Origin of the sequence: Pseudomonas synxantha BG33R, assembly GCF_000263715.2 — a bacterium.
Classification (GTDB): domain Bacteria; phylum Pseudomonadota; class Gammaproteobacteria; order Pseudomonadales; family Pseudomonadaceae; genus Aquipseudomonas; species Aquipseudomonas synxantha_A.
In genome coordinates, this window is record NZ_CM001514.1 from 4,466,576 (window position 1) to 4,490,416 (window position 23,841).

Consider the following 23,841-nt stretch of genomic DNA (forward strand, 5'->3'; position numbering starts at 1 on the left):
ACGGAAAATAATCCGTAAGCGAAGTTTTCCCGGATTGGCGCTAAGCCTGCAGGGGCATCACAAAACGCGGCAGTATACCCGACCGTCATCGGCCAAAGGGCGCGACTGACGAATAGACGCCCGCTCTAAAACCGGGCAAATATGCCGTGCGGCTGGCCTGGGCGCTCAAGAAAGCCTAGAATTCAGCATCGTTTATTCCCAAGGTAGCCCTTCAATGTCCTTCGCTGAGCAACTAACCCGCCTGCAAGCCTTCCTCGACGCCGATGAGCTGCATGACGAGGCGCTGGACTACGTGGCCGCCCACGGCTACCTGACCGCCCTGTCGATCTGCTCCGAAACCGTCCCGGACCGTGAATGGATCGACGCGCTGTTCGCTGAAGAGCCTCATTACAGCGACGCCGCCCAGCGCGAAGAAATCGAATCCACCCTGATCGCCCTCAAGGCCCACATTGCGCGCCAACTGGCCTCCGACGAAGAGTTCGAGCTGCCATGCGACCTCGACCTGGGCGACGACCCGGATGACTCCGACCTGCGCGGCTGGTGCATCGGTTTCATGGAAGGCGTGTTCCTGCGTGAAGCCGCCTGGTTCGAAACCGCCGAAGAAGAAGTCAGCGAAATGCTCCTGCCGATCATGGTCGGTTCGGGCCTGTTCGAAGAAGAAGCAGAGTTCTCCGACATCGCCGCCGATGCCAACCTGATGGACGACATGATCGTGCAGATCCCGGAAGCCCTGACCGCGCTGTACCTGCTGTGCAACGCGCCTGACGAAAAACCGGCGATCCTCAAGCCACGTCACCACTGAGTCGCTTGCCCGTGGCACCCATGGGCAACCGCTCACTGCTCCTGCGCTACGTACTACTGGCCATCGGCTGGCTGAGCGTAGCGCTGGGAGTGATTGGCATTTTCCTGCCGGTATTGCCGACCACGCCCTTTCTACTGCTGGCCGCCGCCTGCTTCGCTCGAAGCTCCCCGCGGTTCTATCACTGGCTGGTGGAACACCCACGGCTGGGCCCATGGATTCGTGATTACCTGGATGGCAACGGCATTCCACTCAAGGGTAAGGTCTACGCCATCGGCCTGATGTGGCTGAGCATCGCGCTGTCCTGTTACCTGGTGCCGTTGCCGTGGGCTCGCGGCTTCATGCTGACCAGCGCCGTGCTGGTGACGATCTACATCCTGCGCCAGAAAACCCTGCCCCCGCGCTGAATGCACCTGCGACATTAGATCCCACGCGACCTTGGTCGACACTGACTAACAACAGGCATCATGCGAGACTGTCCAACCGGGCCCGGAATGCCCGGGTGTTCTTATGCTCGGAGTTACCATGACGCTGTCCAGCGGGCTGATCGCCGCCGTTGCCCTGGCCTATATGGCCATTATGTTTGCCATCGCCTTTTACGGTGACCGCCGCCATGCGCCGCTGCCACCCCGGGTGCGTGCGTGGGTCTATAGCTTGTCGCTGGCGGTGTACTGCACCAGTTGGACGTTCTTTGGAGCGGTAGGCCAAGCCGCCGAGCAGTTGTGGGCATTTTTACCGATCTACCTGGGGCCGGTGCTGTTACTGGTGTTGGCGCCTTGGGTGCTGCAGAAGATGATCCTGATCAGCAAGCAGGAAAACATCACCTCCATCGCCGACTTTATCGCCGCTCGCTATGGCAAATCCCAATCCCTGGCGGTGGTGGTCGCGCTGATCTGTCTGGTCGGCGTGCTGCCCTATATCGCGCTGCAACTCAAAGGCATCGTGCTGGGCGTAAACCTGTTGATCGGCGCCGGCCCCGACACCACCGGTACCCGGGCTCAGGACACGGCCTTGATCGTATCGCTGGTGCTGGCGCTGTTCACTATCGTGTTTGGTACGCGCAACCTCGATGCCACCGAACACCACCGGGGCATGGTGCTGGCGATTGCCTTTGAGTCTTTGGTCAAGCTGTTCGCATTCCTCGCGGTCGGTGCGTTTGTGACCTACGGCTTGTACGACGGTTTCGGCGATCTGTTCAGCCAGGCCATGCTCGCACCGCGCCTGGAGGAATACTGGAAAGAAACGATCAACTGGCCATCAATGGTGGTGCAGACTGGCGTCGCCATGATGGCGATCATCTGCCTGCCCCGGCAATTCCATGTGACCGTCGTTGAGAACATTGACCCGCAGGACCTGCGCCTGGCCAAGTGGGTATTCCCGGCGTACTTGATCCTCGCCGCGTTGTTCGTGGTACCGATCGCCCTGGGCGGCAAAATGCTGTTGCCCGGTTCGGTGCTGCCCGACTCCTACGTGATCAGCCTGCCGATGGCCCAGGCTCACCCGGCCCTCGCCGTGCTGGCGTTCATCGGCGGGGCTTCGGCAGCCACCGGCATGGTCATCGTGGCCAGCATCGCGTTGTCGACCATGGTCTCCAACGACATGCTGTTGCCCTGGTTGCTGCGCCGCTCCAGCGCCGAGCGGCCGTTCGAAGTATTCCGCCACTGGATGCTCTCGGTACGCCGGGTGAGCATTGTGATCATTCTGCTGCTGGCGTATGTGAGCTACCGTCTGCTCGGCTCGACTGCCAGCCTGGCCACCATCGGCCAGATCGCTTTTGCCGCCGTGACCCAACTGGCCCCGGCGATGCTCGGTGCGCTCTACTGGAAGCAGGCCAACCGACGCGGTGTATTTGCCGGCCTGGCTGCCGGTACATTCCTGTGGTTCTACACCTTGGTCCTACCGGTGACGGCGAAAAGCCTTGGCTGGTCGCTCAGCCTTTTCCCCGGCCTGACCTGGATGCACTCCCACCCATTCGGGCTGTCGGTGACGTCTCTGACCTTGGGTACAGTGTTCTCCCTGGCGGGTAACTTCACCCTCTTCGTCTGGGTATCGATGCTGTCGCGCACGCGGGTTTCCGAGCACTGGCAGGCCGGCCGGTTTATCGGCCAGGAAATCAACCAGCGCGCCAATGCTCGTTCCATGTTGTCGGTGCAGATCAGCGACCTGCTCAGCCTGGCTGCACGTTTCGTCGGCGAAGAACGTGCCCAGCAGAGCTTCATTCGCTTTGCCTATCGCCAGGGTAAAGGCTTCAACCCCAACCAGAATGCCGACAACGATTGGATTGCCCATACCGAGCGTTTGTTGGCCGGCGTGCTCGGCGCCTCCTCGACGCGGGCAGTGGTGAAAGCCGCGATCGAAGGGCGGGAAATGCAGCTGGAGGACGTAGTACGCATCGCCGACGAAGCCTCCGAGGTGCTGCAATTCAACCGCGCCCTGCTGCAAGGCGCTATCGAGAACATTACCCAGGGCATCAGCGTGGTGGACCAGTCGCTCAAGCTGGTGGCCTGGAACCGACGCTACCTGGAGCTGTTCAACTACCCGGACGGTTTGATCAGCGTTGGCCGGCCGATTGCCGACATTATTCGCTACAACGCCGAGCGCGGCCTGTGCGGGCCGGGTGAAGCCGAAGTACATGTGGCGCGACGCTTGCACTGGATGCGCCAGGGCCGCGCGCACACCTCCGAGCGCCTGTTCCCCAATGGCCGGGTGATCGAGTTGATCGGCAACCCGATGCCCGGTGGCGGTTTTGTCATGAGTTTCACCGACATCACCGCGTTCCGCGAAGCCGAACAGGCACTGACCGAGGCAAACGAAGGCCTGGAACAACGAGTGACCGAGCGCACCCATGAGTTGTCGCAGCTCAACGTGGCGCTGACCGACGCCAAAGGCGTGGCCGAATCTGCCAGCCAGTCGAAGACCCGCTTCCTGGCGGCAGTCAGTCATGACCTGATGCAACCCTTGAACGCGGCGCGGCTGTTCTCCGCCGCCCTCTCCCACCAGCACGACGGCCTGTCCGACGAGGCGCGGCAACTGGTGCAGCATCTGGATAGCTCGTTGCGCTCAGCCGAAGACCTGATCAGCGACTTGCTGGATATCTCGCGCCTGGAAAACGGCAAGATCAACCCACAACGCCAGCCCTTTGTACTCAATGAGCTATTTGACACCCTGGGCGCAGAATTCAAGGCGCTGGCCCATGAGCAAGGTTTGCGCTTCCGTTGGCGCGGCAGCCGCCTGCGAGTGGACAGCGACATCAAGTTGCTGCGGCGGGTGTTGCAGAACTTTCTGACCAATGCCTTCCGTTATGCCGACGGGCCCGTGCTGCTGGGCGTACGTCGACGTCAGGGCGAACTGTGCCTGGAAGTATGGGACCGCGGCCCGGGCATTCCGCCGGACAAGCAAAAAGTGATCTTCGAAGAATTCAAGCGCCTGGACAGCCACCAGACCCGCGCCGAGAAGGGCCTGGGCCTGGGCTTGGCGATTGCCGACGGCCTGTGCCGCGTGTTGGGCCATCGCCTGAGCGTGCGCTCGTGGCCGGGCAAGGGCAGCGTGTTTAGCGTATGCGTGCCGCTGGCGCGCAACCAGACCAGCCCGCAGCCAAAAGCCGCCGTGGAGAACGGCCTGCCCCTGAGCGGTGCGCGGGTGCTGTGCGTGGATAATGAGGAAAGCATCCTGATCGGTATGCGCAGCCTGCTGACACGCTGGGGCTGCGAAGTCTGGACCGCCACCGACCAGGCCGAGTGCGCAGCGCTGCTGGCCGACGGTATGCGACCGCAACTGGCGCTGGTGGATTATCACCTGGACCACGGCGAAACCGGCACCGAACTGATGGGGTGGCTGCGAGCGCAATTGGCCGAGCCTATTCCCGGCGTGGTGATCAGTGCCGACGGGCGCCCGGAGATGGTGGCGCAGGTGCATGGGGCGGGGCTGGACTACCTGGCCAAGCCGGTGAAGCCGGCGGCGTTGAGGGCACTGTTGAGCAGGCACCTGCCCTTGTAAAAGGGTCGTGCGTGGTCAAAATGTGGGAGGGGCTTGCCCACTCCCGCATTTGGCCCCACCTCTATTCGGGGAGATGCGCCACGCCATCCGAATCTGTCATCGCTCGCTCCAGTAAATCCGCCGGAAGGCTCTTGCTGGCTCGGGCGCCGAGCAACCTTAACTGCTCGGTACGGCTGACCAGATTCCCACGCCCGTCCGTCAATTTGTTGCGCGCCGCGCTGTAAGCCTTGTCCAACTGCTGCAGCCGGTTGCCCACTTCGTCCAGGTCCTGGATAAACAACACGAACTTGTCGTACAGCCAACCGGCACGCTCGGCGATTTCCCGGGCGTTCTGGCTCTGACGCTCCTGCTTCCACAGGCTGTCGATCACCCGCAGGGTGGCGAGCAAGGTGGTGGGGCTGACAATCACGATATGGCGATCGAAGGCTTCCTGGAACAAATTCGGTTCAGCCTGCAAGGCCGCGGAAAAAGCCGCCTCGATCGGTACGAACAGCAGAACGAAATCCAGGCTGTGCAAACCTTCCAGGCGCTTGTAGTCCTTGCCGGCCAAGCCCTTGACGTGATTGCGCAAAGACAGCACATGCTGCTTCAACGCCGCCTGGCCAATCACTTCGTCATCTGCCGCGACGTACTGTTGATAGGCGGTCAAGCTGACCTTGGAGTCGACCACCACCTGCTTGTCGCCCGGCAACATGATCAGCACGTCCGGCTGGAAGCGCTCGCCATCCGGGCCCTTGAGGCTGACCTGGGTCTGGTATTCGCGGCCTTTTTCCAGGCCTGCGTGTTCCAGCACCCGCTCAAGAATCAGTTCCCCCCAGTTGCCCTGGGTTTTCTGCCCCTTGAGGGCGCGGGTCAGGTTGGTGGCTTCGTCCGACAGGCGCAAGTTCAGTTGCTGCAGGCGCTCAAGCTCCTTGGCCAGGGAGAACCGCTCACGGGCTTCGTTTTGATAGCTTTCTTCAACGCGTTTCTCGAAGGACTGGATGCGCTCCTTGAGCGGGTCGAGCAACTGGCCCAGGCGTTCCTGGCTGGTTTCGGCGAAGCGCTGTTCACGCTCGTCGAAGATTTTACCGGCAAGCTCGGCGAACTGAGCACGCAGCTCGTCCCGTGAGCCTTGCAGGTCAGTGAGGCGCTGCTGATGGCTCTCCTGCTGCTCGCGCAATTCCGCGCTCAGGGCTGCGGCCAAGGCATCGAGACGGCGCAGTTCGGTTTCCTTGGCGCTGCGATCGAGGTTCCAGGCATGGGCGGCATCGCGGGCGTTATCGCGGTCGATCTGCAACAGTTCGACTTCGCGGCCCAGTGCCGCCAGGTCGGCTTGTTTGGCGGCGTTGGCCTGGCTCAGGTCGCTGATTTCATCGCGACTGGCGTCCAGTTGGGCGGCGAGCCCTTCCTGGGCCAGTTGCGCGTTTGCCAGGCGTTCTTCCAGCAGTTCCCAGCCGGTGTTACGCGCGTTCAAGCGCCGCTGAATCTGCCAGCACAGCGCCAGTAACGGTACGGCTGCGCCAACGAGCCCCAAGGCAATACTGGTCCAGTCAAAAACCATAGCCATTTCTGCCATCACCAAAAAAGATCAAGGGTAACCAAGCACAGGGCGCGAAGACAGCTCAGTCTTCGACCTGGCCCAGTTCACGCTGGGCGCGACGATCACCGGCGCGAGCGGCCGAGCGTAATAGATCATGACCAATGCGCCGATCACGGGCGTTTCCGCACTCACGGCACATCAGTTGGCCGAGACGACTCTGTGCGGCCACCACGCCTTCCCGGGCAGGCTGCTTGAGCAAGCGCCCGGCGAAGTGCTTGACGTTGCTGCTCTGGCCCAGACGCGGGCTGTCGAGCAGCCACAGAGCGACCTTCAAGGAAAAACGCTTGGGTGCGGTAACAGTTTGAGTAGTGTCGGTAACAGAAGGTGATACTGAGCGAAACTTCATAAAGCACTGTGGGACAGAACGGAAGGCGCGCCACTCTACTCTTTTTTTCGTACAGGTAAAGCTGAAAAAAACCTGCACGCCCGTCCTAGAGCAAGCGCTTGGGACAATCCACAGAAGCTGTGGATAACTCAGTGGACAACCCTCCTTGAACTCGCGCAAAGGCCCATGGAACGGGGCCCCCGGTCAAACTGACGATTTTTTCACCAATAAAAAAAGCCAGATTTTTCATTGACTTAAATTTTGATTACAGGCAAACGGATGCGCTTCACGGTGAGTAAAAGGAGGGTTACACACGCCGCAACTAATGTGCACAAGTACCTATTCGCGGGTTATAACGCCGGCGTTTTTTGATTCAACACGCGTTAAACATGTTACTGAGCGGACAAACCCGAGGGCTTTTCAAATCTGCCCCGGCTCGCCACACTGCGCCACCGTCAACGCAACTCTGTAGGGCCGATGAAAGGAATTCTGCTTTTCGCCATGCTGCTGTTGGCCATCTGCGCGACATCGTTGGGAATCAATGCCGCGCTACCCTCTCCGGACGGCGCGTTGTTTGCCATCGCGATTTTGCTCTCGGCCGCCTTTACCGCCGCGAGCCTGTGCATCGAACTGAGTGACGGCCGGATCAATGATCTGCACGAGGTCATGCAACTGATCGAGACCGGCCAGTCCTTGCGCCTGACGCTCGCCGCCTACGCACTGGGCTGCGCCCTGGCTGCGTCTGTGACCGTACTGGTCTATCGTGGATTGCTCGGCGGCTGATTAAAGTTTTTTGCCACCCCCCTTCCCTTTCCTGTTTCATTCCGTTACTATCCGCGGCGTTAGTACCAAGCTGAAAGTCAATTCTGGTCGAACAAGTCCCCTGAACCACACGGGATCGACCACCTCGATGGTTTCCAGGTATCGCTTGCGACGACACTGCCTTTGAACAAGCAAAGGGTGTCGCGAAGTTTACATACTCTGACCGAACCAACCTGCAAATTGATCAGGATCTTCACCCCGGGCCCAGAACCTTTGCCCCTGTTGTGTTGCCTGCCCTCCTAAGTACCTACCTGCCAGCCCAAGCGCGCCTAAATTATTAGCGCTTCAAACTGGCTGCTTTGTTCCAGTCAGGTTCTTCGCTTGATCAATGGTGATCAGCGTTACTGGAACGTTTTAACGTTGCACGGTTCTTATCCGTGTCATTTGTAGGAACACCAATAATATGAACGCTCAAATCCACACTCAGGATGCCATTCGCACCCTCACTAACGCTTTTGCCCCAATGAACTGCCTGATCATGGCCGCTCGCAAAGGCTGCTTCAGCTTCACCCTGGTCAATGAACACGGTATCGCTCGTCACAGCGAACGCCTGTACCCCGATCAATACTCCAGCGCAGAACCGCTGCAGGCCGTGATCGAGCGTACCCGTCAGGCACTGACTGCCTGATCGACCGAGTCGCTGAAAACAAAAACCCTGTCTGAAAAACAGGGTTTTTTATTGCCTGAAATTTGGCGCGGGCCTGTATTTACTAAGCACCGATAGATATAAACGTTATAACTGAATAGACAAGATGTTTTAAAAACAGTCCTTTACATCATGAATATGACACTACACTTCAACTCAAGCGGCATCGTCCGCTTGCGACGGGCCTGAGATCCGATTCACCGCTGCCAAGCCCTCCTTCTCAGGCTCGTCCACCCCATTTATGGACTGAGGCTTGTATGGGTATTGCCGCCAGCGAATTGTGTCGTTATGTGATCAGGCCGACCTTGACCTACCTCGGCTGCCATAACCCAACAGCCGAGTCCTTGTTACTGGGCATCGCCGCCAGCCAGTCGGAACTGGGGTCGGCCCTGCATGATCGGCGCGGCCATGGCCTCTATAGCATCACTGAACCCCGCCACCGTGCCCTCTGGGACGAATACCTGGCGCTGGACCCGGAACGCGCAAGCCTGGTGCGCGGGCTGGCCAGCCAACATGCGTTTCTGAGTGCGCCCCAGGTGGAGTTGACGGTAAACCTGCGATACGCCACGGCAATCGCCTGGTTGCTGGTAGAACAACACCGCCCGGCACTGCCCGCCCCAGGCGACGTATTGGCCATGGCGCGTATCTGGAAAGAAATATTCCACCCTCAAGGGAGGCTGCGGGATTTTACCCAAGCCTGGCAAAGCTGCGTCCCATCCATAAAACAGGTGATCTGCTGACCGGGCAAATTGCAAGATTCGGCAAAAAACAGCGAATCTGGTCGGATTGTCCTACAAAACCGCTCTATCTCCTGCATTACACCCTATAGCGCGATCGCAAATTTATTGTTACTTTCCGCTGCGGTGATCACCTCGGAGTTCTAATAATGAAAAAAGTAATGCTCAAGACCACACTTAGCCTCGCCGTTGCCATGGCATCCTCCCAACTATTCGCCAGCGGCTTTGCCCTGAACGAACAGAGCGTCAGCGGGATGGGTACTGGTTTTGCAGGTCGATCTTCTTCTGCCGATGATGCAAGCACTGTGTTCGGTAACCCTGCCGGTATGGCACGCCTGGAAGGTCAACAGATCACCGGCGGCGTTGCAGCCATTGATGCTTCTACTGATATCAGCGACGTCAGCGGCCGCTCCCGCGGCAGCAACAAAGGTGACATGGTGCCATTCACCGCCGTCCCTTTCGGTTTCTACACCAATAAACTCAACGATCAGTGGGCTGTCGGCTTCGGTGTCTATGCACCGTTCGGCCTGGTAACCGACTACGAAAGCGGCTTCCAGGGCCGTGGCTTTGGCAGCAAGAGTGAAGTGAAAGTCATCACCTTCCAGCCAACGGTCAGCTACGCCTTCAACGACCGTGTTTCCGTTGGTTTTGGCCCGACCATCAACCGCATCGCCGGCACCCTGGAATCAGACCTGACGCTGAACGCTCTCGCGCCAGACACCAACATCAAGATCAAGGGTGACGACACCGCGCTGGGCTTTAACATCGGCGTGCTGGTACAAGCCACCGATACCACCCGCGTCGGCCTGACCTATCACTCCAAGGTCAGCTACAAGCTGGACGGCCACACCGAAGTCACCGCACCAGCCGCGACCGCTGCCGCCCTGCGCAGCAATCGCTACGATGCGTCGCTGAAGATCGATACGCCTGAGTCCTACGACCTGTCGGTGACCCAAGACCTGACCGACGCCTGGAAGCTCTATGCAGGTGCAACCTGGACACGCTGGAGCCGCTTGAAAGACATCACCGTCAAGAACGACGGCGTGTCCGGCGCAACAGGCGGCGCGCTGGCCCCTGCCTTGGTCGGCACTATCAAGGAAGACCAGAACTGGCACGATACCTGGGCCTATGCCGTGGGTACTTCTTACCAGCTTACCAAGCAAGTGGTGTTGCGTACCGGCCTGACTTTCGACCAGTCGCCTACCAACAACACGGATCGTTCGCCACGCATCCCGACCGGCGACCGCACGATCTTCAGCCTGGGCCTGGGCTACGAGGTCATGCCGAACATGACCATCGACCTGGCCTACTCCTACCTGAAGGAAGAAGACGTCAAGGTTTCGCGCTCCAACCAATTGGCCAGCTACAACGCCAAGTATGAAAACAGTGCCAACGGTTTCGGCCTGGGCATGACCTACAAGTTCTAAACCGCGGCCGTATAAAAAAGCCCCGCTCTCCTGTGAAGGAGGCGGGGCTTTTCAATGCCCGCGAATCAGGGTTTGGATGCTATCGCCTGCTCCACCGCCTTGATCAACTCCGGGCTGTCCGGCTTGGTCAGGCTGGAAAAGCTGGCGACAACATTGCCCTGGCGGTCAACCACGTACTTGTAGAAGTTCCACTTCGGCGCCGCGTCGGCCTGCTCGGCAAGGACCTTGAACAGATGCACCGCATCCGGCCCCTTGACCTTCTGCGGCTCGGTCATGGTGAAGGTCACGCCATAATTCACGTAACAGACCTTGGCGGTCTCCTCCCCGGTCTTGGCTTCCTGCTTGAAGTCATCGGACGGCACGCCAATCACTTCCAGGCCTTCGCCCTTATAGCGTTGATATAAGCCTTCCAGGCCCTTGAACTGCGGGGCAAAGCCGCAGAAGCTCGCCGTATTGACGATCACCAAGGGTTTGCCAGCGAATTGCTGGCACAGGTCAATGGATTCCTTGGCCCGCAGTTTGGGCAATTGGCCCGTAAGCAGCGACGGGCAGCTGGCGGCCATGGCCACGCTGCCAACAGCCATGAGGACGGGTACAGCGAGCCAGCGCATCAACATGATCAAAGTCCTTGAGTCAGTTCAGGCATTGAACTTAACAGATCGCCATGCCCAGTTGCATCAACGCCAGGCCACCTTGCTGCCAACCCCACCAGGCCAGTAGCAACAGAAGCAACCCTGCCGCTATCACCATCAAGCGCACCGCTACCCTCATGCCGCCTCCATCTGCGCCTGCACACGCGCCACTGGCCGCTCACGCACCGGCCAGTTCAAGGCCGCGGCGAGCAGGCTGAGCAGAATCGCCACCTGCCAGATCAAATCGTAGTTGCCGGTTCGATCATAGACCACCCCGCCCAGCCAGCCGCCTAGGAACGAGCCGAGTTGATGGAACAGGAACACAATCCCACCGAGCATCGAGAGGTTGCGTACACCAAACAACGTCGCGACGGTGCCGTTGGTCAGCGGCACGGTGGACAACCACAGAAACCCCATCGCCATGCCAAACAGATAGGCCTTCACTTCAGTGACTGGCGCCCACAGGAACAACACAATCACCACCGCCCGCAGCAGGTACAGACCAGTCAGCAAGCGCGGCTTGGACATGCGCCCGCCCAGCCAGCCAGCGGTATAGGTGCCAAATACATTGAACAGACCGATCAAGGCCAGCACCGTGGTGCCCACCGTGGCCGGCAGATGTTGGTCGACCAGGTACGCTGGCAAGTGCACACCGATAAACACAACCTGGAACCCGCACACAAAAAAACCAAAAGACAGCAGCCAGAACCCGGAGTGAGAGCAGGCTTCCTTCAACGCTTCGCGCAGGGTTTGCTGACCGACCGTGACCGGCAACGGCCGGTCCTTGAGCATGGCAACCAGCGGCAGGATCAACGCCACCATCAAGCCCAACGCCAGCAACGCTGCGGACCAGCCCAGCCAACCGATCAAGCCGAGGGTGCCGGGCACCATGGCGAACTGGCCGAAGGACCCGGCCGCGCTGGCAATGCCCATGGCCATGCTGCGTTTTTCCGGCGGTACGGCGCGGCCGACCACACCGAGAATCACTGAAAACGAGGTACCGGACAGGCCGATGCCAATCAGCAAGCCTGCACTCAGGGACAATGACCACGCGGAGTCGGACATCCCCATCAGCACCAGGCCCACGGCGTACAACACGCCGCCGACAAACACCGCTCTGGTTGCGCCGAAACGGTCGGCCAAGGCGCCGGTAAACGGCTGCGCCAGGCCCCAGATCAAGTTCTGCAAGGCAATGGCGAAGGCGAAGGTCTCACGCCCCCAGCCGAATTCGCTGCTCATCGGCGCCAGAAACAGGCCGAAGCCATGCCGTACGCCCAAGGACAACGCCAGGATCAGCGCACTCCCCACAAGGATCCAACCGCTGGTGCGCCACATCGAGGTCATTTTTTATTCTCCGCTCGCGGGTATATACCCGCTTGTAGTCGAACAAACCGCCGTTCAGGCGAGTTCATCCAGCAAGGCCAACAAGGTTTCGCGCTTTTCAGCGCCGAGCTTATCAATCAGCTTCTGTTGCGCCGCTTCCCATGCCGGCAACGCGGCGGCCAATCGCTGCTGGCCACTTTCAGTCAACAGCACAAGGCGGTTTCGCAGGTCATCGCCCTCGACCAATTGCACCAACCCCTCGCCTTCCAGGACACGCAGGTTGCGCCCCAGGGTGCTGCGATCCAGGCCCATGGCTTCGGCCAGGCTGGAAATGCTCGGTTGGTCGAGGCGCTGCAGGTTACACAGCAAAGAATACTGGGCGACGTTGATCCCGAAGCCGTCGAGAGCGCCGTCGTAATGCCTGCTGACGCCACGGGCGGCGCGTCGCAGGTTGGTGCATAAACATTGGGAAGCAAGCATAGAGCGTGTATATACCCGGAGTTAAGGAATTGCAAGAAAGCGTTACAGCGCCAACCCGACCAGGACAGCGACTTCCAGCAGCTCCAACAGCGCGCCTGCCGTGTCGCCCGTGGTACCGCCAAGGCGCCTGATCATCAAGTAACGCAGCCACACAAAGCACAGCACCGCCAGCAATACCGCAATGCCACCGTTGAAACCACCGATCAGGATGCAGGTCAATCCGCTGAGGATCAGCACCTGCTGGCCGACAATCCGCGGTAAGTAGTCCGACAAGGCCTGGCCCAACCCTCCTGCCCGCACATAGCGCGTGGTAAGAAACAGCGCCAGCATCGAAGCCCGTCCGATCAACGGCGCCAGGATCAGGGCGGCGCCATTATGCTGCTCGATCAAGGCCACCAACGCGCTGAACTTGAGCAATAGCACCAAGCCCAGGGTAACCACCGCAATCGGCCCGCTGCGCGGATCTTTCATGATACTGAGCGTGCGTTCGCGATCACCAAAGCCACCCAACCAGGCATCGGCGCTGTCCGCCAGGCCATCCAGGTGCAGGCCACCGCTGAGCAGCACCCAGGCCGTCAGCAACAGCGCGGCGTGCAGCAGCAAGGGCGCGCCCATCAATACCAGGTTCAACCCCCACAGCAATAGACCGAACAGCAGTCCCACCAGCGGATAAAACAGTAACGAACGGCCTAGCTCCTGAGGCTGCGGCATACCCGGCAAGCGGATCGGCAGGCAGCTGAGAAATTGCAGGGCAATCCAGAACGGCAACATCGTCACGATCCTTCTTTCAGTACGCCGTCGGCACCGACCTGCAGGCTGAAAAGCGCGCCGTGGCCGACCTCGACGTTCAGCAGTTGCTCGCGCGGCATCCCACGCGCCCGGGCCAGCAGCAGGCGCATCACGCCGCCATGGCTGACCAACAACACGCGCTGGCCGGCGTAAGCCTGATGCAGGCGTGACACCGCGCCGAGCACCCGCTCGGAAAATGCACTGACAGGCTCGCCTTGGGGCGGCGTGAACGCATAGGGATCGGCCCAGAACAAACCCAGCCCTTCGGCATCGGTCTCCATCAGCGCCGCGGCGCTCTGGCCTTCCCAGGCACCGAAGTGGAGTTCTTGCAAAGCCGGCTCAAGGCTGACCGGCAGGCCGAGCTGTGCTCCCAGCTCCTGGGCAAACAAGGCGCAGCGTTGCAACGGTGAGCCGATCAACCGATCCCATGGCCCCTGCCCCACCACCGCGGCTCGCATCTGCTCCCAGCCCCTGGCGGTCAAGGCATCGTCCAGGCTGCCGCGCAGGCCGCCGCCCAGCTCGGTTTCGCCGTGGCGCAGCAGGTCCAGGTGCAGGGTCATGCGGGGCGATCTGCCACGGCCGCTTCGGCGAAGGTTGCCATCTGCCCGTGCAACGCACAGGCCAAACGCAACAACGGCACCGCCAGCGCCGCGCCGCTGCCTTCGCCCAGGCGCAAGCCCAGTTCCAGTAGCGGTTCGGCATCCAGGCTGTGCAACACATGGCGATGGCCCGGCTCGGCACCGCGATGCCCGAACACCAGCCATTCGCGGCACGCCGGGTTCAAGCGCACCGCCACCAGCGCCGCAACGCTGCAGATAAACCCATCCACCAGCACCACGATACCTGCCTGCGCACAGGCCAGGTAAGCGCCAACCAACGCGGCAATTTCAAAACCGCCGAGATTGAACAGCGTTTGCAACGCATCACCCCGTTGCCCGGCATGCAGCGCCAAAGCGCGCTCGATGACCGCGACCTTGTGGCTGACGCCCGCTGCATTCAAACCTGTGCCAGGGCCAGTCAGGTCGCTCACCTGGCAATCCAGCAATGCACAGGCCAACGCGCTGGCCGCGGTGGTATTGCCGATACCCATCTCGCCGCCGATAAACACCTGCGTACCGCGTTCCAGAGCGCGGTGCGCGCTGTCTCGGCCGGCTTGCAATGCCAACAGCCCCTGAGCCTGGGTCATCGCCGGGCCATCAACAAAGTTGGCCGTGCCCGCGCCGATATTCACATGACGCACGCCGGGCAAGTTCAGCGAGGGCGTCACTGTGCCAAGATCAATCACTTCCAGTTGCGCATCCAGTTGCCGCGCCAACACGCTGATCGCCGCACCACCACTGACGAAGTTTTGCAGCATCTGCCCGGTCACTTCCTGGGGAAATGCCGACACGCCTTCGGCGACCACACCGTGATCACCGGCAAAAATCGCGATCCACAGTTGCTCCACCGACGGCTTGACCTGGCCCTGCAAACCCGCCAGTTGCACCGCCAGCGCTTCCAGCTGGCCGAGGGAACCGGCGGGCTTGGTCAATTGTTGCTGACGCGCCAGCGCCTGCTCATGAGCAGCGGCATCAATGGCCTTGCAGGGGTTGAGCCACCAGGAGTCCGTCATAACGCAGTACCTTTCAAAGTCAGGGGCAGGCCGGCAACCGTCAACACCACACGCTGACACCGCTCGGCCAAGGCTTGATGCAGCCAACCGGCTTCATCCACATAGCGGCGAGTCAATTCGCCCAGCGGCACGACACCCAGACCGGTCTCGTTGCTGACAAAAATGATTTCACCTGGTAGCGAGGCCAGGGTTTGCAGCAGTTGATCGCGCTCGAACACCAGACGATCGCTATCGTCGAGCATCAGCAGATTGGTCAGCCATAACGTCAGGCAATCCACCAACAGGCAGCGGTCGGTAGCGGCGTTTTCACGCAGCACATGCGCCAGCTCGATGGGTTCTTCAATCAGCCCCCAATGATCCGGGCGACGTTCGCGATGCAGCGCCACCCGCTGATTCATTTCACCATCCAGCGGCTGGCTGGTGGCGATATAAGTGACCGGCAAAGCGCTGTCGCAGGCGAGCTTTTCAGCCAGGCGACTCTTGCCCGAGCGGGCACCACCCAAGATCAGTTGGAGCATGGAATTAGCCCTGTAAAAGTCAAAGGTGGAGCGCAAAACCAGAATGAATGCGGCGCTTTACGTAACCACGATGCGCAGCGAGCCGCTCTTGATTTTGCTTTTGATCTTAGGCGCCCCGTTAAACCACACTGGCCGAACGCAGGCTTGAATCCGTGGGTAACCCGGCAGGACGCCGGGTTAGCCGTCCTGGGCCAGGGATGGCCCATGACGGCGGCCCACGGATTCAAGCCTGCGTTCGGGCACACCGAGCCTAGGCGAGGTGCCGAGTGGTGGGGCAAGAGCGTTTTGGTTACTTTTGCGCTTTTCAAAAGTGACCCGCTGTAAGAGCGGAACCATAAGTGGCCGTTACCGCAGCAATGGATATGTACACCGACAGGCCGCCATCGGGAGCAAGCCCCCTCCCACATTTGCATCGCGTACACACTGTTAAATCCCACATAGGTTGCGCAACAAATCGGTGTCCAAATGGTGTTCAACCAGATCCGCCAACCGTTCGATATCACGCTCGCGCAACCCGTGATAATCCACCTCTTGCACCTCCTGCAATCCGGCCCACCGCAGCAAGGCACTGCACGCCGCCGGTGTTTCGAACAGCCCGTGCAGGTAGGTGCCGAGAATCTGCCCGTCAGCACTCAGCGCGCCATCGCTGCGACCATCGTCCAGCAGCACCGCAGCGCTGAGCAGGGCATCGCCTGATGTCACACCCGCGTGAATCTCATATCCGCTCACTTCAGCATCTTCGAGCACCAAGCGTCCGCGCACATTGCGCAGTTGCTTGTGCTCCTCCAGCGTTGTAGTAAACGCCAGCAGCCCGAGGCCGGCACTGGACCCGGCCACACCCTCCAGCCCAAGCGGGTCATGCACCTGCTCACCCAGCATCTGCAACCCGCCGCAGATCCCCAGCACCTTGCCGCCATAACGCAGATGCCGCGCCACGGCCGCATCCCAGCCATTGGCGCGCAAGAAGGCCAGATCGCTGCGTACGCTTTTGGAGCCAGGCAGGATGATCAGGTCAGCCGCAGGTATCGCCTGGCCCGGCCCGACAAACTGCAAATCCACCTGCGGGTGCAGGCGCAGCGGGTCAAAGTCAGTGTGATTGCTGATACGCGGCAACACCGGCACCACCACCTTGAGCACGTGGGCGGCCTTGTCGATCTGGCGCTGGTCGATGCCGTCTTCCGCCTCCAGGTGCAGGTCCATCACATAGGGCAACACGCCGACGACCGGCTTGCCGGTGCGCGCCTCCAGCCAATCCAGGCCAGGCTGCAACAGCGCGATATCACCGCGAAAACGGTTGATGATGAAGCCCTTGACCCGTGCCTGCTCGCTGGGCGACAGCAATTCCAGGGTGCCGACCAGATGGGCAAACACGCCGCCGCGATTGATATCGGCGATCAACAGCACCGGGCAATCCACCGCTTCGGCGAAGCCCATGTTGGCGATGTCATTGGCGCGCAGGTTGATCTCGGCCGGGGAGCCCGCGCCTTCGACCATCACCACCGGGTAGGCTTGGCTCAACCGTGCGTGGGAAGCCAGCACCGCCTGCATCGCAATGGCTTTGTAGTCGTGATAGGCCACGGCGTTCATGCTGGTCACGGCGCGACCGTGGATGATCACTTGCGAGCCGGTGTCGCTGTTGGGCTTGAGCAGCACCGGGTTCATGTCGGTGTGGGGTGCCAGGTTGGCGGCCTGGGCCTGCACCGCCTGGGCGCGGCCGATCTCGCCGCCTTCGGCCGTCACCGCGCTGTTGAGCGCCATGTTCTGCGGTTTGAACGGCACCACCGCAACACCCTGACGCACCAGCCAACGGCACAGCGCGGTCACCAGGGTACTCTTGCCGGCGTCGGAGGTAGTGCCCTGCACCATCAGCGTACTCATGTGGCCTCCTTGTATGCGGCCAAAGCCTCGTCCAACCGCAACCAGTCGGCTTCGGTGTCGGGCAAACCGAAACGCACGCTGCTGTCGTGCACAAACAGGCGCAGCAGGATGCCGCGCTGGGCCATGAATTCGTGCAGGCGCTCGGCATGAGGCGTGATCAGCCACTGGAACAATGCGCAGCCGCCGTGGGGTTGAAAGCCTCTGCGCTCAAGCAGTTCGAACAAGCGCTGGCCCGCTTCGATGCATCGATTGCGCTGGCGGGTGTGCCCATCCGTATCGCGCAGGCACGCTTGGCCCAATACCCGCGTCGGCCCGCTGACTGCCCAGGGCCCGACCTGTTCGGCCAGCAACTTGAGCAACTTGCGTTCGGCCAGCACAAAGCCCAGGCGTACACCGGCCAGGCCGAAAAACTTGCCGAACGAACGCAGTACGATCAAACCGACCTGATCGGCATGGCTCGCCAGGCTTGAATCGGGGGTCACGTCCATGAACGCTTCGTCCACCACCAGCCAGCCACCGCGCTGGACCAGCCGTGCATGCCAGTCCAGCAAACGTTGCGGGGACAGGCTCAGGCCCGTGGGGTTGTTGGGGTTGACCACCACCAGCACGTCGAGGCTGTCGAGGAAAAAGTCGACCTCCTGCTCCTGCACTTCACGCACCACATAACCGGCGCGGCGCCAGGCTTCGGCGTGCTCGGCATAGCAAGGCGAAAGCACGCCGACCTTGCCGGAGCGGCGCAGGCGCGGCAGCAACTGGATCGCGGCCTGGGAGCCCGGCACCGGCAACAACTGGGCGGCGCCGTAATACTCGCAGGCGGCCCTCTCCAGGCCATCATCGGTTTCCGGCAAGCGGGCCCAGGCACGCAGCGGGATCTCGGGAATCGGCCACGGCCAGGGCGCCAGGCCACTGGACAGATCAAGCCAATCCGCTTCGGCAATCCCGTATTCAATCGCGGCCTTTCGCAGCCGACCACCGTGTTCAAGCATAGATTTGCGCCCCTACACACAAGACCAGCAGCCACAACCATACGCCGCGCTGCACCAGGTGCCAGCCACGATCAATGGAGTCGGCATCGGCCGGCGGGCCTTCGCCCAACTGCGGGCGCTGATGCACCTCGCCGTGATAAATCGCTGCGCCACCGAGTTCGACGCCCAACGCACCGGCACCGGCAGCCATCACCGGACCGGCGTTAGGGCTGTCCCACGTCGGGCCCTGGGTGCGCCAGCATTTGAGGGCCAGACGGGTTTTGCCCAATAGCGCGTAGGTCAAGGCCACCAGTCGCGCAGGAATGTAGTTGAGCACATCGTCGATCTTTGCAGCCGCCCAGCCAAAACGCTCAAAGCGCTCGTTGCGATAGCCCCACATGGCGTCGAGGGTGTTGCTCAGGCGATAAAGCACCACGCCTGGCACGCCTGCCACCACAAACCAGAACAACGCGGCGAATACCGCATCGCTGCCGTTCTCCAGCACCGACTCGGTTGCGGCGCGCGCAACTTCGGTGCGGTCCAGTTCGCTGGTCTGGCGGCTGACCAGGTAACTCACGCGTTTGCGTGCCTCATCCAGATCATCGCTGCGCAGGGCCTGGGCCACCGGCGTCACATGCTCGCCCAGGCTGCGCATGCCCAAGGCGCAGTACAACGCCAGGATTTCCAGGAGCCAGCCGATATAAGGCGCCCACGATAACGCGGTGGCCAGCAAGGTCAGAGGCACCACTGCGATAAACCACGCGGTCACGCCATGGCTGCGCCAGCCACGCCCACCGCTATTGAAACGCTGCTCGATGCGCCCGGCGAAGTTGCCGAACGCCACCAGCGGATGCCAGCGCCTGGGTTCACCCAGCAGCGCATCCAGCGCCACCGCAGCGACACACAGCAAGGCCACACTCATTGACTCACTCCCCACGTGTTTTCATACAGCATGTCACTCAGCGGCCGCGGCTCGGTCCAGCCTTCGAGCTGCAACATCGGTGCCGGGTAGAACTCAGCCACCGGCCCCAGGCACAGTACGGCCAGGGGTTTCGCGCCGGGTGGCAGACCCAGCAGTTCGGCCAACGCCTGGGGTTCGAACAGCGACACCCAGCCCATGCCCAGGCCTTCCACGCGCGCCGCCAGCCACAGGTTCTGGATTGCGCAAGATAGAGACGCCATGTCCATTTCCGGCAAGGTGCGGCGCCCGAAGATGTGGCGCTCGCGATCATCCATCAGTGCAGCCACCAGTACCTCGGCGCAGTCGTTGATGCCTTCGACCTTGAGCTTCATGAAGTCATCGGAGCGCTCGCCCAGGGCCTGCGCGGTGCGCACGCGCTCTTCTTCCACCAACTGCTGGATCTGGCTGCGCAACCGGCGGTCGCTGATACGGATAAAACGCCATGGCTGCATCAGACCTACACTGGGTGCCTGGTGCGCGGCCTGGAGCAAGCGGTGCAACAGTTCCGGAGCAACGCTGCCGCCGGTGAAGTGGCGCATGTCGCGGCGTTCGGCGATGGCACGGTAGACGGCCTGGCGGTCGGCCTCGGGGAAGGCGTTGTCAGTCATGGCCTCATCGGGGGCAAGCCCCCTCCCACATTGGATTGGTTTTCAACTCGGTCAACTGTGGGGGCTGACTTGCCTGCGATAGCGGTCTCAAGGTCTGGCGCGAACAACGCGGCCACCGCGCCAGGATTCGACGGAAAATAAAAGTGCACGTAGGAAGCGGTCAGCCGCCCTTGTCGGTAAACCGCTTCAGCCCCGCGCCCGCCGTTAGGGCTCAGGCCACGGGCGATCGGCGCCAATGCGGTGCTGGTCAAGGAGTGGTGGTAGGTGTGCCCGCGCAACGTGCCTTCCGGCAATTCGACACTTTGCAGGGCCAGGGCCGCGAGTTTCTTTTGCATCACCGCATCGCCTGGCAGCACGCCAACCAGTTCGGCTCTGTCGCCCTCTACATCCGTCAGCGAATCGAGCAGATAGAGCATGCCGCCACATTCGGCGAGCAGTGGCTTGCCGGCGGCGTGATGAGCACGGATGGCCTCCAGCATCGAGGTGTTTGCCGACAGCGCCTGGTGGTGCAGTTCCGGATACCCGCCTGGCAAGTAAAGGCTGTCTGCCTGCGGCAGTTGGCGATCATGGATAGGTGAGAAAAACTCAAGCTCGGCACCCATGGCCCGCAGCAAATCCAGGCTGGCGCCATAGGTAAAAGCAAAGGCTTCGTCACGGGCGACGGCGATACGCACACCGGCAAGTAACGGTTCGGCCTTGATCACTTCGGGCGCGGCAAAGGTCACGGGCGGCGGCAGGGCCACTTCGCAGCTACTGCCCAATGCCTGGGCAGCAGCATCCAGGCGTACATCGAGGTCATTGAGTTCGCTGGCTTGCACCAGGCCCAAATGGCGGCTCGGCAGTTCGATACCGGTCTCGCGGGATAACGCGCCGTACCAACGCAAGCCCTCGGTGAGGCTGCCTTCGAGCAACTGGGCATGGCGCAGGGTGCCGACACGGTTGGCCAGCACGCCGGCGAACGGCAGGTCGGGCTGATAGCGCGCAAGGCCCAGGGCCAGGGCACCAAAGGTCTGGGCCATGGCAGTCCCGTCGATCACCCCCAGCACAGGCACGCCGAAGTGCCGCGCCAGGTCGGCGCTGGAGGGGGTGCCGTCGAACAGCCCCATCACGCCTTCGATGAGGATCAGGTCAGCCTCCCCCGCCGCTTCCCACAGCAGACGACGACTTTCCTGCTCGCCCACCATCCACATGTCCAATTGATACACCGGCGCCCCGCTGGCGCGCTCGTGGATCATCGGGTCGAGAAAGTCCGGCCCGCATTTGAACACGCGCACCTTGCGCCCCAGGTTGCGATGCAAACGGGCCAGCGCGGCGGTGACCGTGGTTTTGCCCTGGCCGGACGCCGGAGCGGCGATCAAGAAGGCCGGGCAATGACGGGGCTGATTCAAAGTTCGACGCCCTTCTGTGCCTTGATACCGGCCTGGAAGGCGTGCTTGAGCATGCCCATTTCGGTGACGGTGTCGCCCATTTCGATCAATTCAGGCTTGGCACCACGGCCAGTGACCACCACATGCTGCATCGGCGGGCGGGCTTGCAGGTCGCTTAGCACCTGGTCCAGGTCGAGGTAGCCGTGCTTGAGAGCGATGTTCAGTTCATCCAGCACCACCAGGCCAATGGAAGGGTCATTGAGCATTGCCCGCGACACCGCCCAGGCTGCTTCGGCGGCGGCGATATCGCGTTGACGATCCTGGGTTTCCCAGGTGAAGCCTTCGCCCATGACGTGGAAGCGAACTTGCTCGGGGAAGCGCCGAAAGAACAGCTCTTCGCCTGTGCTGTTGCGGCCCTTGATGAACTGCACCACACCGCACTGCATGCCGTGGCCCATGGCGCGGGCCAACATGCCGAAGGCCGAACTGCTCTTGCCTTTGCCGTTGCCGGTCAATACCAGCAACAAGCCGCACTCATTCGGCGAATTGGCGATGCGCTCGTCGATCACGGCTTTTTTGCGCAACATGCGCGCCAGGTGGCGTTCGTCGCGGTCGGGGGAATCGGTCATGGCAGCTCTCCGTTGGGGCTGGACAAAAACGGCGGGCAGGAAAAAGAAAAAACAGACAGCCAAGCATCGCCCACCGTGATGCTGTTGAATGTTCAAGGCCGGTCTCCGGACTCATGAGTGGCGCGTCTTGTCGAAGCAGCCGAGGGCGCGCCTTCCCATATCGCGGGCGATACAGTGGCAAACAGCACCGTCTTGACTCATTTACCGTTGCGGGGGCAGCGCCGGAATCGCGGCAGCACTGTGTACAAGTGCGCTCGCTCACCGGCTTCCCTGTTTCACCCTGTCGACGCGCACGCCACAGAGCACCTGGAACAAGCCGCGAAGGTTAGTGGGTTGGGGGTGGAGCGTCAATTAAAGCTGGCCTTGTACTTGAACCATCCGTACAGCGTGCTTCTCTACCCTTACAGGTATCAAGGAGAAAACCATGCCTAAAACCCGACTGGCCTTACTGATCATGCTCACCGGCAGCCTCGCCGCCTGCGGCGAAAGCTCCACCTTGCAAGTCTCCGATGGCACCGGGCCCTCGCCCAAACTGCCGGAGCCGAACAAGACGCTGATTCCCACCGTCAACATCGCCCCGGCGATCGGTTGGCCTGAAGGCGCCAAGCCAACGGCTGCCGCCGGCACCCAAGTGGCCGCATTCGCCGAGGGCCTGGAGCATCCACGCTGGCTCTACGTACTGCCCAACGGCGACGTGTTGGTGGCCGAGACCAATGCGCCACCCAAGCCAGACGACACCAAAGGCGTGCGGGGTTGGGTGATGGAAAAAGTCATGGGCCGCGCCGGTGCCGGTGTGCCGAGCCCGAACCGCATTACGTTGTTGCGCGATGCCGATCATGACGGCGTGGCCGAAACGCGTACGGTATTTCTGCAAAATCTGAATTCGCCGTTTGGCATGACACTGGTGGGCAACGACCTGTACGTGGCGGACTCGGACAAGTTGCTGCGTTTTCCTTATCAGCCAGGTGAAACCGCAATCACATCCCCAGGCACAACAGTCGTGGAGTTGCCAGGTGGCCCCTTGAACCACCACTGGACGAAAAATGTGGTGGCCAGCAAGGATGGCAGCAAGTTGTATGTGAGCGTCGGCTCCAACAGCAACGTCGGTGAAAATGGCCTGGACGCCGAACAAGGCCGCGCGGCCATCTGGGAAGTTGATCGCGCCACCGGCCAACACCGCATTTTCGCCTCCGGCCTGCGCAACCCCAACGGCATGGCCTGGGAGCCACAGAGCGGCAAACTGTGGACTGCGGTGAACGAGCGCGATGAAATCGGCAGCGACCTGGTGCCGGACTACATCACCTCAGTCAAGGATGGCGGCTTCTATGGCTGGCCCTTCAGCTATTACGGCCAGCATGTGGATGTGCGCGTCACGCCGCAAAACCTGGATTTGGTTGCCAAAGCCATCACGCCAGACTACGCGGTAGGCCCGCACACCGCTTCACTGGGGCTGACCTTCGCCGAGGGCAGCAAGTTGCCTGCGCAATTCAGCAACGGCGCGTTTATCGGCCAGCATGGTTCGTGGAATCGCAAGCCGCACAGTGGTTACAAGGTGATTTTTGTGCCGTTTGAAGGAGGCCAGCCGAAAGGACAGCCGGTGGATGTGCTGACGGGGTTTCTCAACAGCGACGAGAAAGCCATGGGCCGGCCGGTGGGCGTGGTGATCGACCAGCAAGGGGATTTGCTGGTGGCTGATGATGTGGGCAATAAGGTGTGGCAGGTGTCGGCAGCCAAATAACTCACCTCAA

At 61.3% G+C, this 23,841-nt stretch carries 23 protein-coding genes and 1 riboswitch; of the genes, 8 read left to right on the forward strand and 15 right to left on the reverse strand.

Features of this window, described 5'->3' with window-relative positions; all coding sequences use genetic code 11:
* The first annotated feature begins 214 nt into the window (after positions 1-214).
* The 3 genes from PSEBG33_RS08035 to PSEBG33_RS08025 all read left to right on the forward strand — a co-directional run bounded on the left by PSEBG33_RS08035 (position 215) and on the right by PSEBG33_RS08025 (position 4,795).
* Positions 215-802: a YecA family protein gene (locus PSEBG33_RS08035; protein WP_005790129.1), complete on the forward strand. Its 588-nt coding sequence runs from the start codon at positions 215-217 to the stop codon at positions 800-802.
* Positions 803-822: 20 nt separating this feature from the next.
* A complete protein-coding gene (locus PSEBG33_RS08030; RefSeq protein ID WP_032803663.1) occupies positions 823-1,206 on the forward strand; it encodes a YbaN family protein in 384 nt (127 codons plus the stop codon).
* A gap of 118 nt (positions 1,207-1,324) precedes the next feature.
* Positions 1,325-4,795, forward strand: a complete 3,471-nt coding sequence (locus PSEBG33_RS08025) for a PAS domain-containing hybrid sensor histidine kinase/response regulator (protein WP_005790132.1) — start codon at positions 1,325-1,327, stop codon at positions 4,793-4,795.
* 61 nt (positions 4,796-4,856) lie between these two features.
* Here PSEBG33_RS08025 and rmuC read toward each other — a convergent pair whose 3' ends face one another.
* Together rmuC and PSEBG33_RS08015 are read right to left on the reverse strand one after the other, a co-directional pair.
* Positions 4,857-6,221, reverse strand: a complete 1,365-nt coding sequence (gene rmuC / locus PSEBG33_RS08020) for a DNA recombination protein RmuC (RefSeq protein WP_177464428.1) — start codon at positions 6,219-6,221, stop codon at positions 4,857-4,859.
* A 175-nt stretch (positions 6,222-6,396) separates the two neighbouring features.
* On the reverse strand, positions 6,397-6,720 hold the full coding sequence (locus PSEBG33_RS08015) for a hypothetical protein (RefSeq protein ID WP_005790136.1): 324 nt from the start codon (positions 6,718-6,720) through the stop codon (positions 6,397-6,399).
* A gap of 456 nt (positions 6,721-7,176) precedes the next feature.
* Between PSEBG33_RS08015 and PSEBG33_RS08010 the strand changes: the two genes are divergently transcribed.
* From PSEBG33_RS08010 to PSEBG33_RS07995, 4 genes are all read left to right on the forward strand, one after another.
* The gene (locus PSEBG33_RS08010) at positions 7,177-7,482 is read left to right on the forward strand and encodes a hypothetical protein (protein WP_032803664.1); all 306 of its coding nucleotides are present in this window, start codon (positions 7,177-7,179) and stop codon (positions 7,480-7,482) included.
* A gap of 442 nt (positions 7,483-7,924) precedes the next feature.
* A complete protein-coding gene (locus PSEBG33_RS08005) occupies positions 7,925-8,149 on the forward strand; it encodes a hypothetical protein (RefSeq protein ID WP_005790139.1) in 225 nt (74 codons plus the stop codon).
* Positions 8,150-8,424: 275 nt separating this feature from the next.
* Entirely contained in the window at positions 8,425-8,907 is a 483-nt protein-coding gene (locus PSEBG33_RS08000; RefSeq protein WP_005790141.1) for a hypothetical protein, read from the forward strand.
* 146 nt (positions 8,908-9,053) lie between these two features.
* Positions 9,054-10,331 (forward strand): OmpP1/FadL family transporter, encoded by a 1,278-nt coding sequence (locus PSEBG33_RS07995; protein ID WP_005790143.1) that lies wholly within the window; start codon positions 9,054-9,056, stop codon positions 10,329-10,331.
* Positions 10,332-10,396: 65 nt separating this feature from the next.
* On the opposite strand, the gene PSEBG33_RS07990 is transcribed toward PSEBG33_RS07995, so the two are convergent.
* The 13 genes from PSEBG33_RS07990 to cobO all read right to left on the reverse strand — a co-directional run bounded on the left by PSEBG33_RS07990 (position 10,397) and on the right by cobO (position 22,093).
* Complete coding sequence (locus tag PSEBG33_RS07990) at positions 10,397-10,948, reverse strand: glutathione peroxidase (RefSeq protein WP_005790144.1); 552 nt, start codon at positions 10,946-10,948, stop codon at positions 10,397-10,399.
* Positions 10,949-11,098: 150 nt separating this feature from the next.
* Positions 11,099-12,298: an MFS transporter gene (locus PSEBG33_RS07985; RefSeq protein ID WP_198287291.1), complete on the reverse strand. Its 1,200-nt coding sequence runs from the start codon at positions 12,296-12,298 to the stop codon at positions 11,099-11,101.
* Positions 12,299-12,361: 63 nt separating this feature from the next.
* Positions 12,362-12,766: a MarR family winged helix-turn-helix transcriptional regulator gene (locus PSEBG33_RS07980; RefSeq protein ID WP_005790150.1), complete on the reverse strand. Its 405-nt coding sequence runs from the start codon at positions 12,764-12,766 to the stop codon at positions 12,362-12,364.
* Between the two features lie 42 nt (positions 12,767-12,808).
* Positions 12,809-13,537: an adenosylcobinamide-GDP ribazoletransferase gene (locus PSEBG33_RS07975; RefSeq protein WP_005790151.1), complete on the reverse strand. Its 729-nt coding sequence runs from the start codon at positions 13,535-13,537 to the stop codon at positions 12,809-12,811.
* A 2-nt stretch (positions 13,538-13,539) separates the two neighbouring features.
* Positions 13,540-14,115 carry an alpha-ribazole phosphatase family protein gene (gene cobC / locus PSEBG33_RS07970; RefSeq protein WP_005790153.1) on the reverse strand — a complete coding sequence of 192 codons (576 nt, stop codon included), beginning with the start codon at positions 14,113-14,115 and terminating at the stop codon, positions 13,540-13,542.
* Positions 14,112-15,167, reverse strand: coding sequence for a nicotinate-nucleotide--dimethylbenzimidazole phosphoribosyltransferase (cobT, locus tag PSEBG33_RS07965; RefSeq protein ID WP_005790155.1), 1,056 nt, complete (start codon positions 15,165-15,167; stop codon positions 14,112-14,114). Before cobT ends, cobC begins: the two co-directional genes overlap by 4 nt.
* Positions 15,164-15,685 (reverse strand): bifunctional adenosylcobinamide kinase/adenosylcobinamide-phosphate guanylyltransferase, encoded by a 522-nt coding sequence (gene cobU, locus PSEBG33_RS07960; RefSeq protein ID WP_005790157.1) that lies wholly within the window; start codon positions 15,683-15,685, stop codon positions 15,164-15,166. Before cobU ends, cobT begins: the two co-directional genes overlap by 4 nt.
* Before the next feature lie 426 nt (positions 15,686-16,111).
* Positions 16,112-17,563 carry a cobyric acid synthase gene (locus tag PSEBG33_RS07955; protein ID WP_005790159.1) on the reverse strand — a complete coding sequence of 484 codons (1,452 nt, stop codon included), beginning with the start codon at positions 17,561-17,563 and terminating at the stop codon, positions 16,112-16,114.
* Positions 17,560-18,549, reverse strand: coding sequence for a threonine-phosphate decarboxylase CobD (gene cobD / locus PSEBG33_RS07950; RefSeq protein ID WP_005790161.1), 990 nt, complete (start codon positions 18,547-18,549; stop codon positions 17,560-17,562). The genes PSEBG33_RS07955 and cobD overlap by 4 nt, the downstream gene beginning before the upstream one ends.
* Positions 18,542-19,450: an adenosylcobinamide-phosphate synthase CbiB gene (gene cbiB, locus PSEBG33_RS07945; protein ID WP_005790163.1), complete on the reverse strand. Its 909-nt coding sequence runs from the start codon at positions 19,448-19,450 to the stop codon at positions 18,542-18,544. Before cbiB ends, cobD begins: the two co-directional genes overlap by 8 nt.
* A complete protein-coding gene (gene bluB / locus PSEBG33_RS07940; RefSeq protein WP_005790165.1) occupies positions 19,447-20,097 on the reverse strand; it encodes a 5,6-dimethylbenzimidazole synthase in 651 nt (216 codons plus the stop codon). The genes cbiB and bluB overlap by 4 nt, the downstream gene beginning before the upstream one ends.
* Positions 20,094-21,485 (reverse strand): cobyrinate a,c-diamide synthase, encoded by a 1,392-nt coding sequence (locus PSEBG33_RS07935; RefSeq protein ID WP_005790167.1) that lies wholly within the window; start codon positions 21,483-21,485, stop codon positions 20,094-20,096. The genes bluB and PSEBG33_RS07935 overlap by 4 nt, the downstream gene beginning before the upstream one ends.
* Positions 21,482-22,093, reverse strand: coding sequence for a cob(I)yrinic acid a,c-diamide adenosyltransferase (gene cobO / locus PSEBG33_RS07930; RefSeq protein WP_005790169.1), 612 nt, complete (start codon positions 22,091-22,093; stop codon positions 21,482-21,484). Before cobO ends, PSEBG33_RS07935 begins: the two co-directional genes overlap by 4 nt.
* Before the next feature lie 78 nt (positions 22,094-22,171).
* Positions 22,172-22,418: riboswitch (cobalamin riboswitch) on the reverse strand.
* Positions 22,419-22,517: 99 nt separating this feature from the next.
* On the opposite strand from cobO, the gene PSEBG33_RS07925 reads away from it, so the two are divergent.
* Entirely contained in the window at positions 22,518-23,831 is a 1,314-nt protein-coding gene (locus tag PSEBG33_RS07925) for a PQQ-dependent sugar dehydrogenase (protein WP_005790171.1), read from the forward strand.
* Positions 23,832-23,841 lie beyond the last annotated feature (10 nt).

Bases quoted from the DNA above. Each gene is read 5' to 3' on its own strand.
- PSEBG33_RS07990 (WP_005790144.1), bottom strand. From the start codon at position 10,948: ATGTTGATGCGCTGGCTCGCTGTACCCGTCCTCATGGCTGTTGGCAGC.
- PSEBG33_RS08005 (WP_005790139.1), top strand. From the start codon at position 7,925: ATGAACGCTCAAATCCACACTCAGGATGCCATTCGCACCCTCACTAAC.
- PSEBG33_RS08015 (WP_005790136.1), bottom strand. From the start codon at position 6,720: ATGAAGTTTCGCTCAGTATCACCTTCTGTTACCGACACTACTCAAACT.
- PSEBG33_RS07975 (WP_005790151.1), bottom strand. From the start codon at position 13,537: ATGTTGCCGTTCTGGATTGCCCTGCAATTTCTCAGCTGCCTGCCGATC.
- PSEBG33_RS08030 (WP_032803663.1), top strand. From the start codon at position 823: ATGGGCAACCGCTCACTGCTCCTGCGCTACGTACTACTGGCCATCGGC.
- bluB (WP_005790165.1), bottom strand. From the start codon at position 20,097: ATGACTGACAACGCCTTCCCCGAGGCCGACCGCCAGGCCGTCTACCGT.
- PSEBG33_RS07995 (WP_005790143.1), top strand. From the start codon at position 9,054: ATGAAAAAAGTAATGCTCAAGACCACACTTAGCCTCGCCGTTGCCATG.
- cobO (WP_005790169.1), bottom strand. From the start codon at position 22,093: ATGACCGATTCCCCCGACCGCGACGAACGCCACCTGGCGCGCATGTTG.
- cobD (WP_005790161.1), bottom strand. From the start codon at position 18,549: ATGCTTGAACACGGTGGTCGGCTGCGAAAGGCCGCGATTGAATACGGG.
- cobU (WP_005790157.1), bottom strand. From the start codon at position 15,685: ATGCTCCAACTGATCTTGGGTGGTGCCCGCTCGGGCAAGAGTCGCCTG.
- PSEBG33_RS07985 (WP_198287291.1), bottom strand. From the start codon at position 12,298: ATGTGGCGCACCAGCGGTTGGATCCTTGTGGGGAGTGCGCTGATCCTG.
- PSEBG33_RS07980 (WP_005790150.1), bottom strand. From the start codon at position 12,766: ATGCTTGCTTCCCAATGTTTATGCACCAACCTGCGACGCGCCGCCCGT.
- PSEBG33_RS08025 (WP_005790132.1), top strand. From the start codon at position 1,325: ATGACGCTGTCCAGCGGGCTGATCGCCGCCGTTGCCCTGGCCTATATG.
- PSEBG33_RS08035 (WP_005790129.1), top strand. From the start codon at position 215: ATGTCCTTCGCTGAGCAACTAACCCGCCTGCAAGCCTTCCTCGACGCC.
- cobT (WP_005790155.1), bottom strand. From the start codon at position 15,167: ATGACGGACTCCTGGTGGCTCAACCCCTGCAAGGCCATTGATGCCGCT.
- PSEBG33_RS08010 (WP_032803664.1), top strand. From the start codon at position 7,177: ATGAAAGGAATTCTGCTTTTCGCCATGCTGCTGTTGGCCATCTGCGCG.
- PSEBG33_RS07955 (WP_005790159.1), bottom strand. From the start codon at position 17,563: ATGAGTACGCTGATGGTGCAGGGCACTACCTCCGACGCCGGCAAGAGT.
- cbiB (WP_005790163.1), bottom strand. From the start codon at position 19,450: ATGAGTGTGGCCTTGCTGTGTGTCGCTGCGGTGGCGCTGGATGCGCTG.
- cobC (WP_005790153.1), bottom strand. From the start codon at position 14,115: ATGACCCTGCACCTGGACCTGCTGCGCCACGGCGAAACCGAGCTGGGC.
- PSEBG33_RS07925 (WP_005790171.1), top strand. From the start codon at position 22,518: ATGCCTAAAACCCGACTGGCCTTACTGATCATGCTCACCGGCAGCCTC.
- PSEBG33_RS08000 (WP_005790141.1), top strand. From the start codon at position 8,425: ATGGGTATTGCCGCCAGCGAATTGTGTCGTTATGTGATCAGGCCGACC.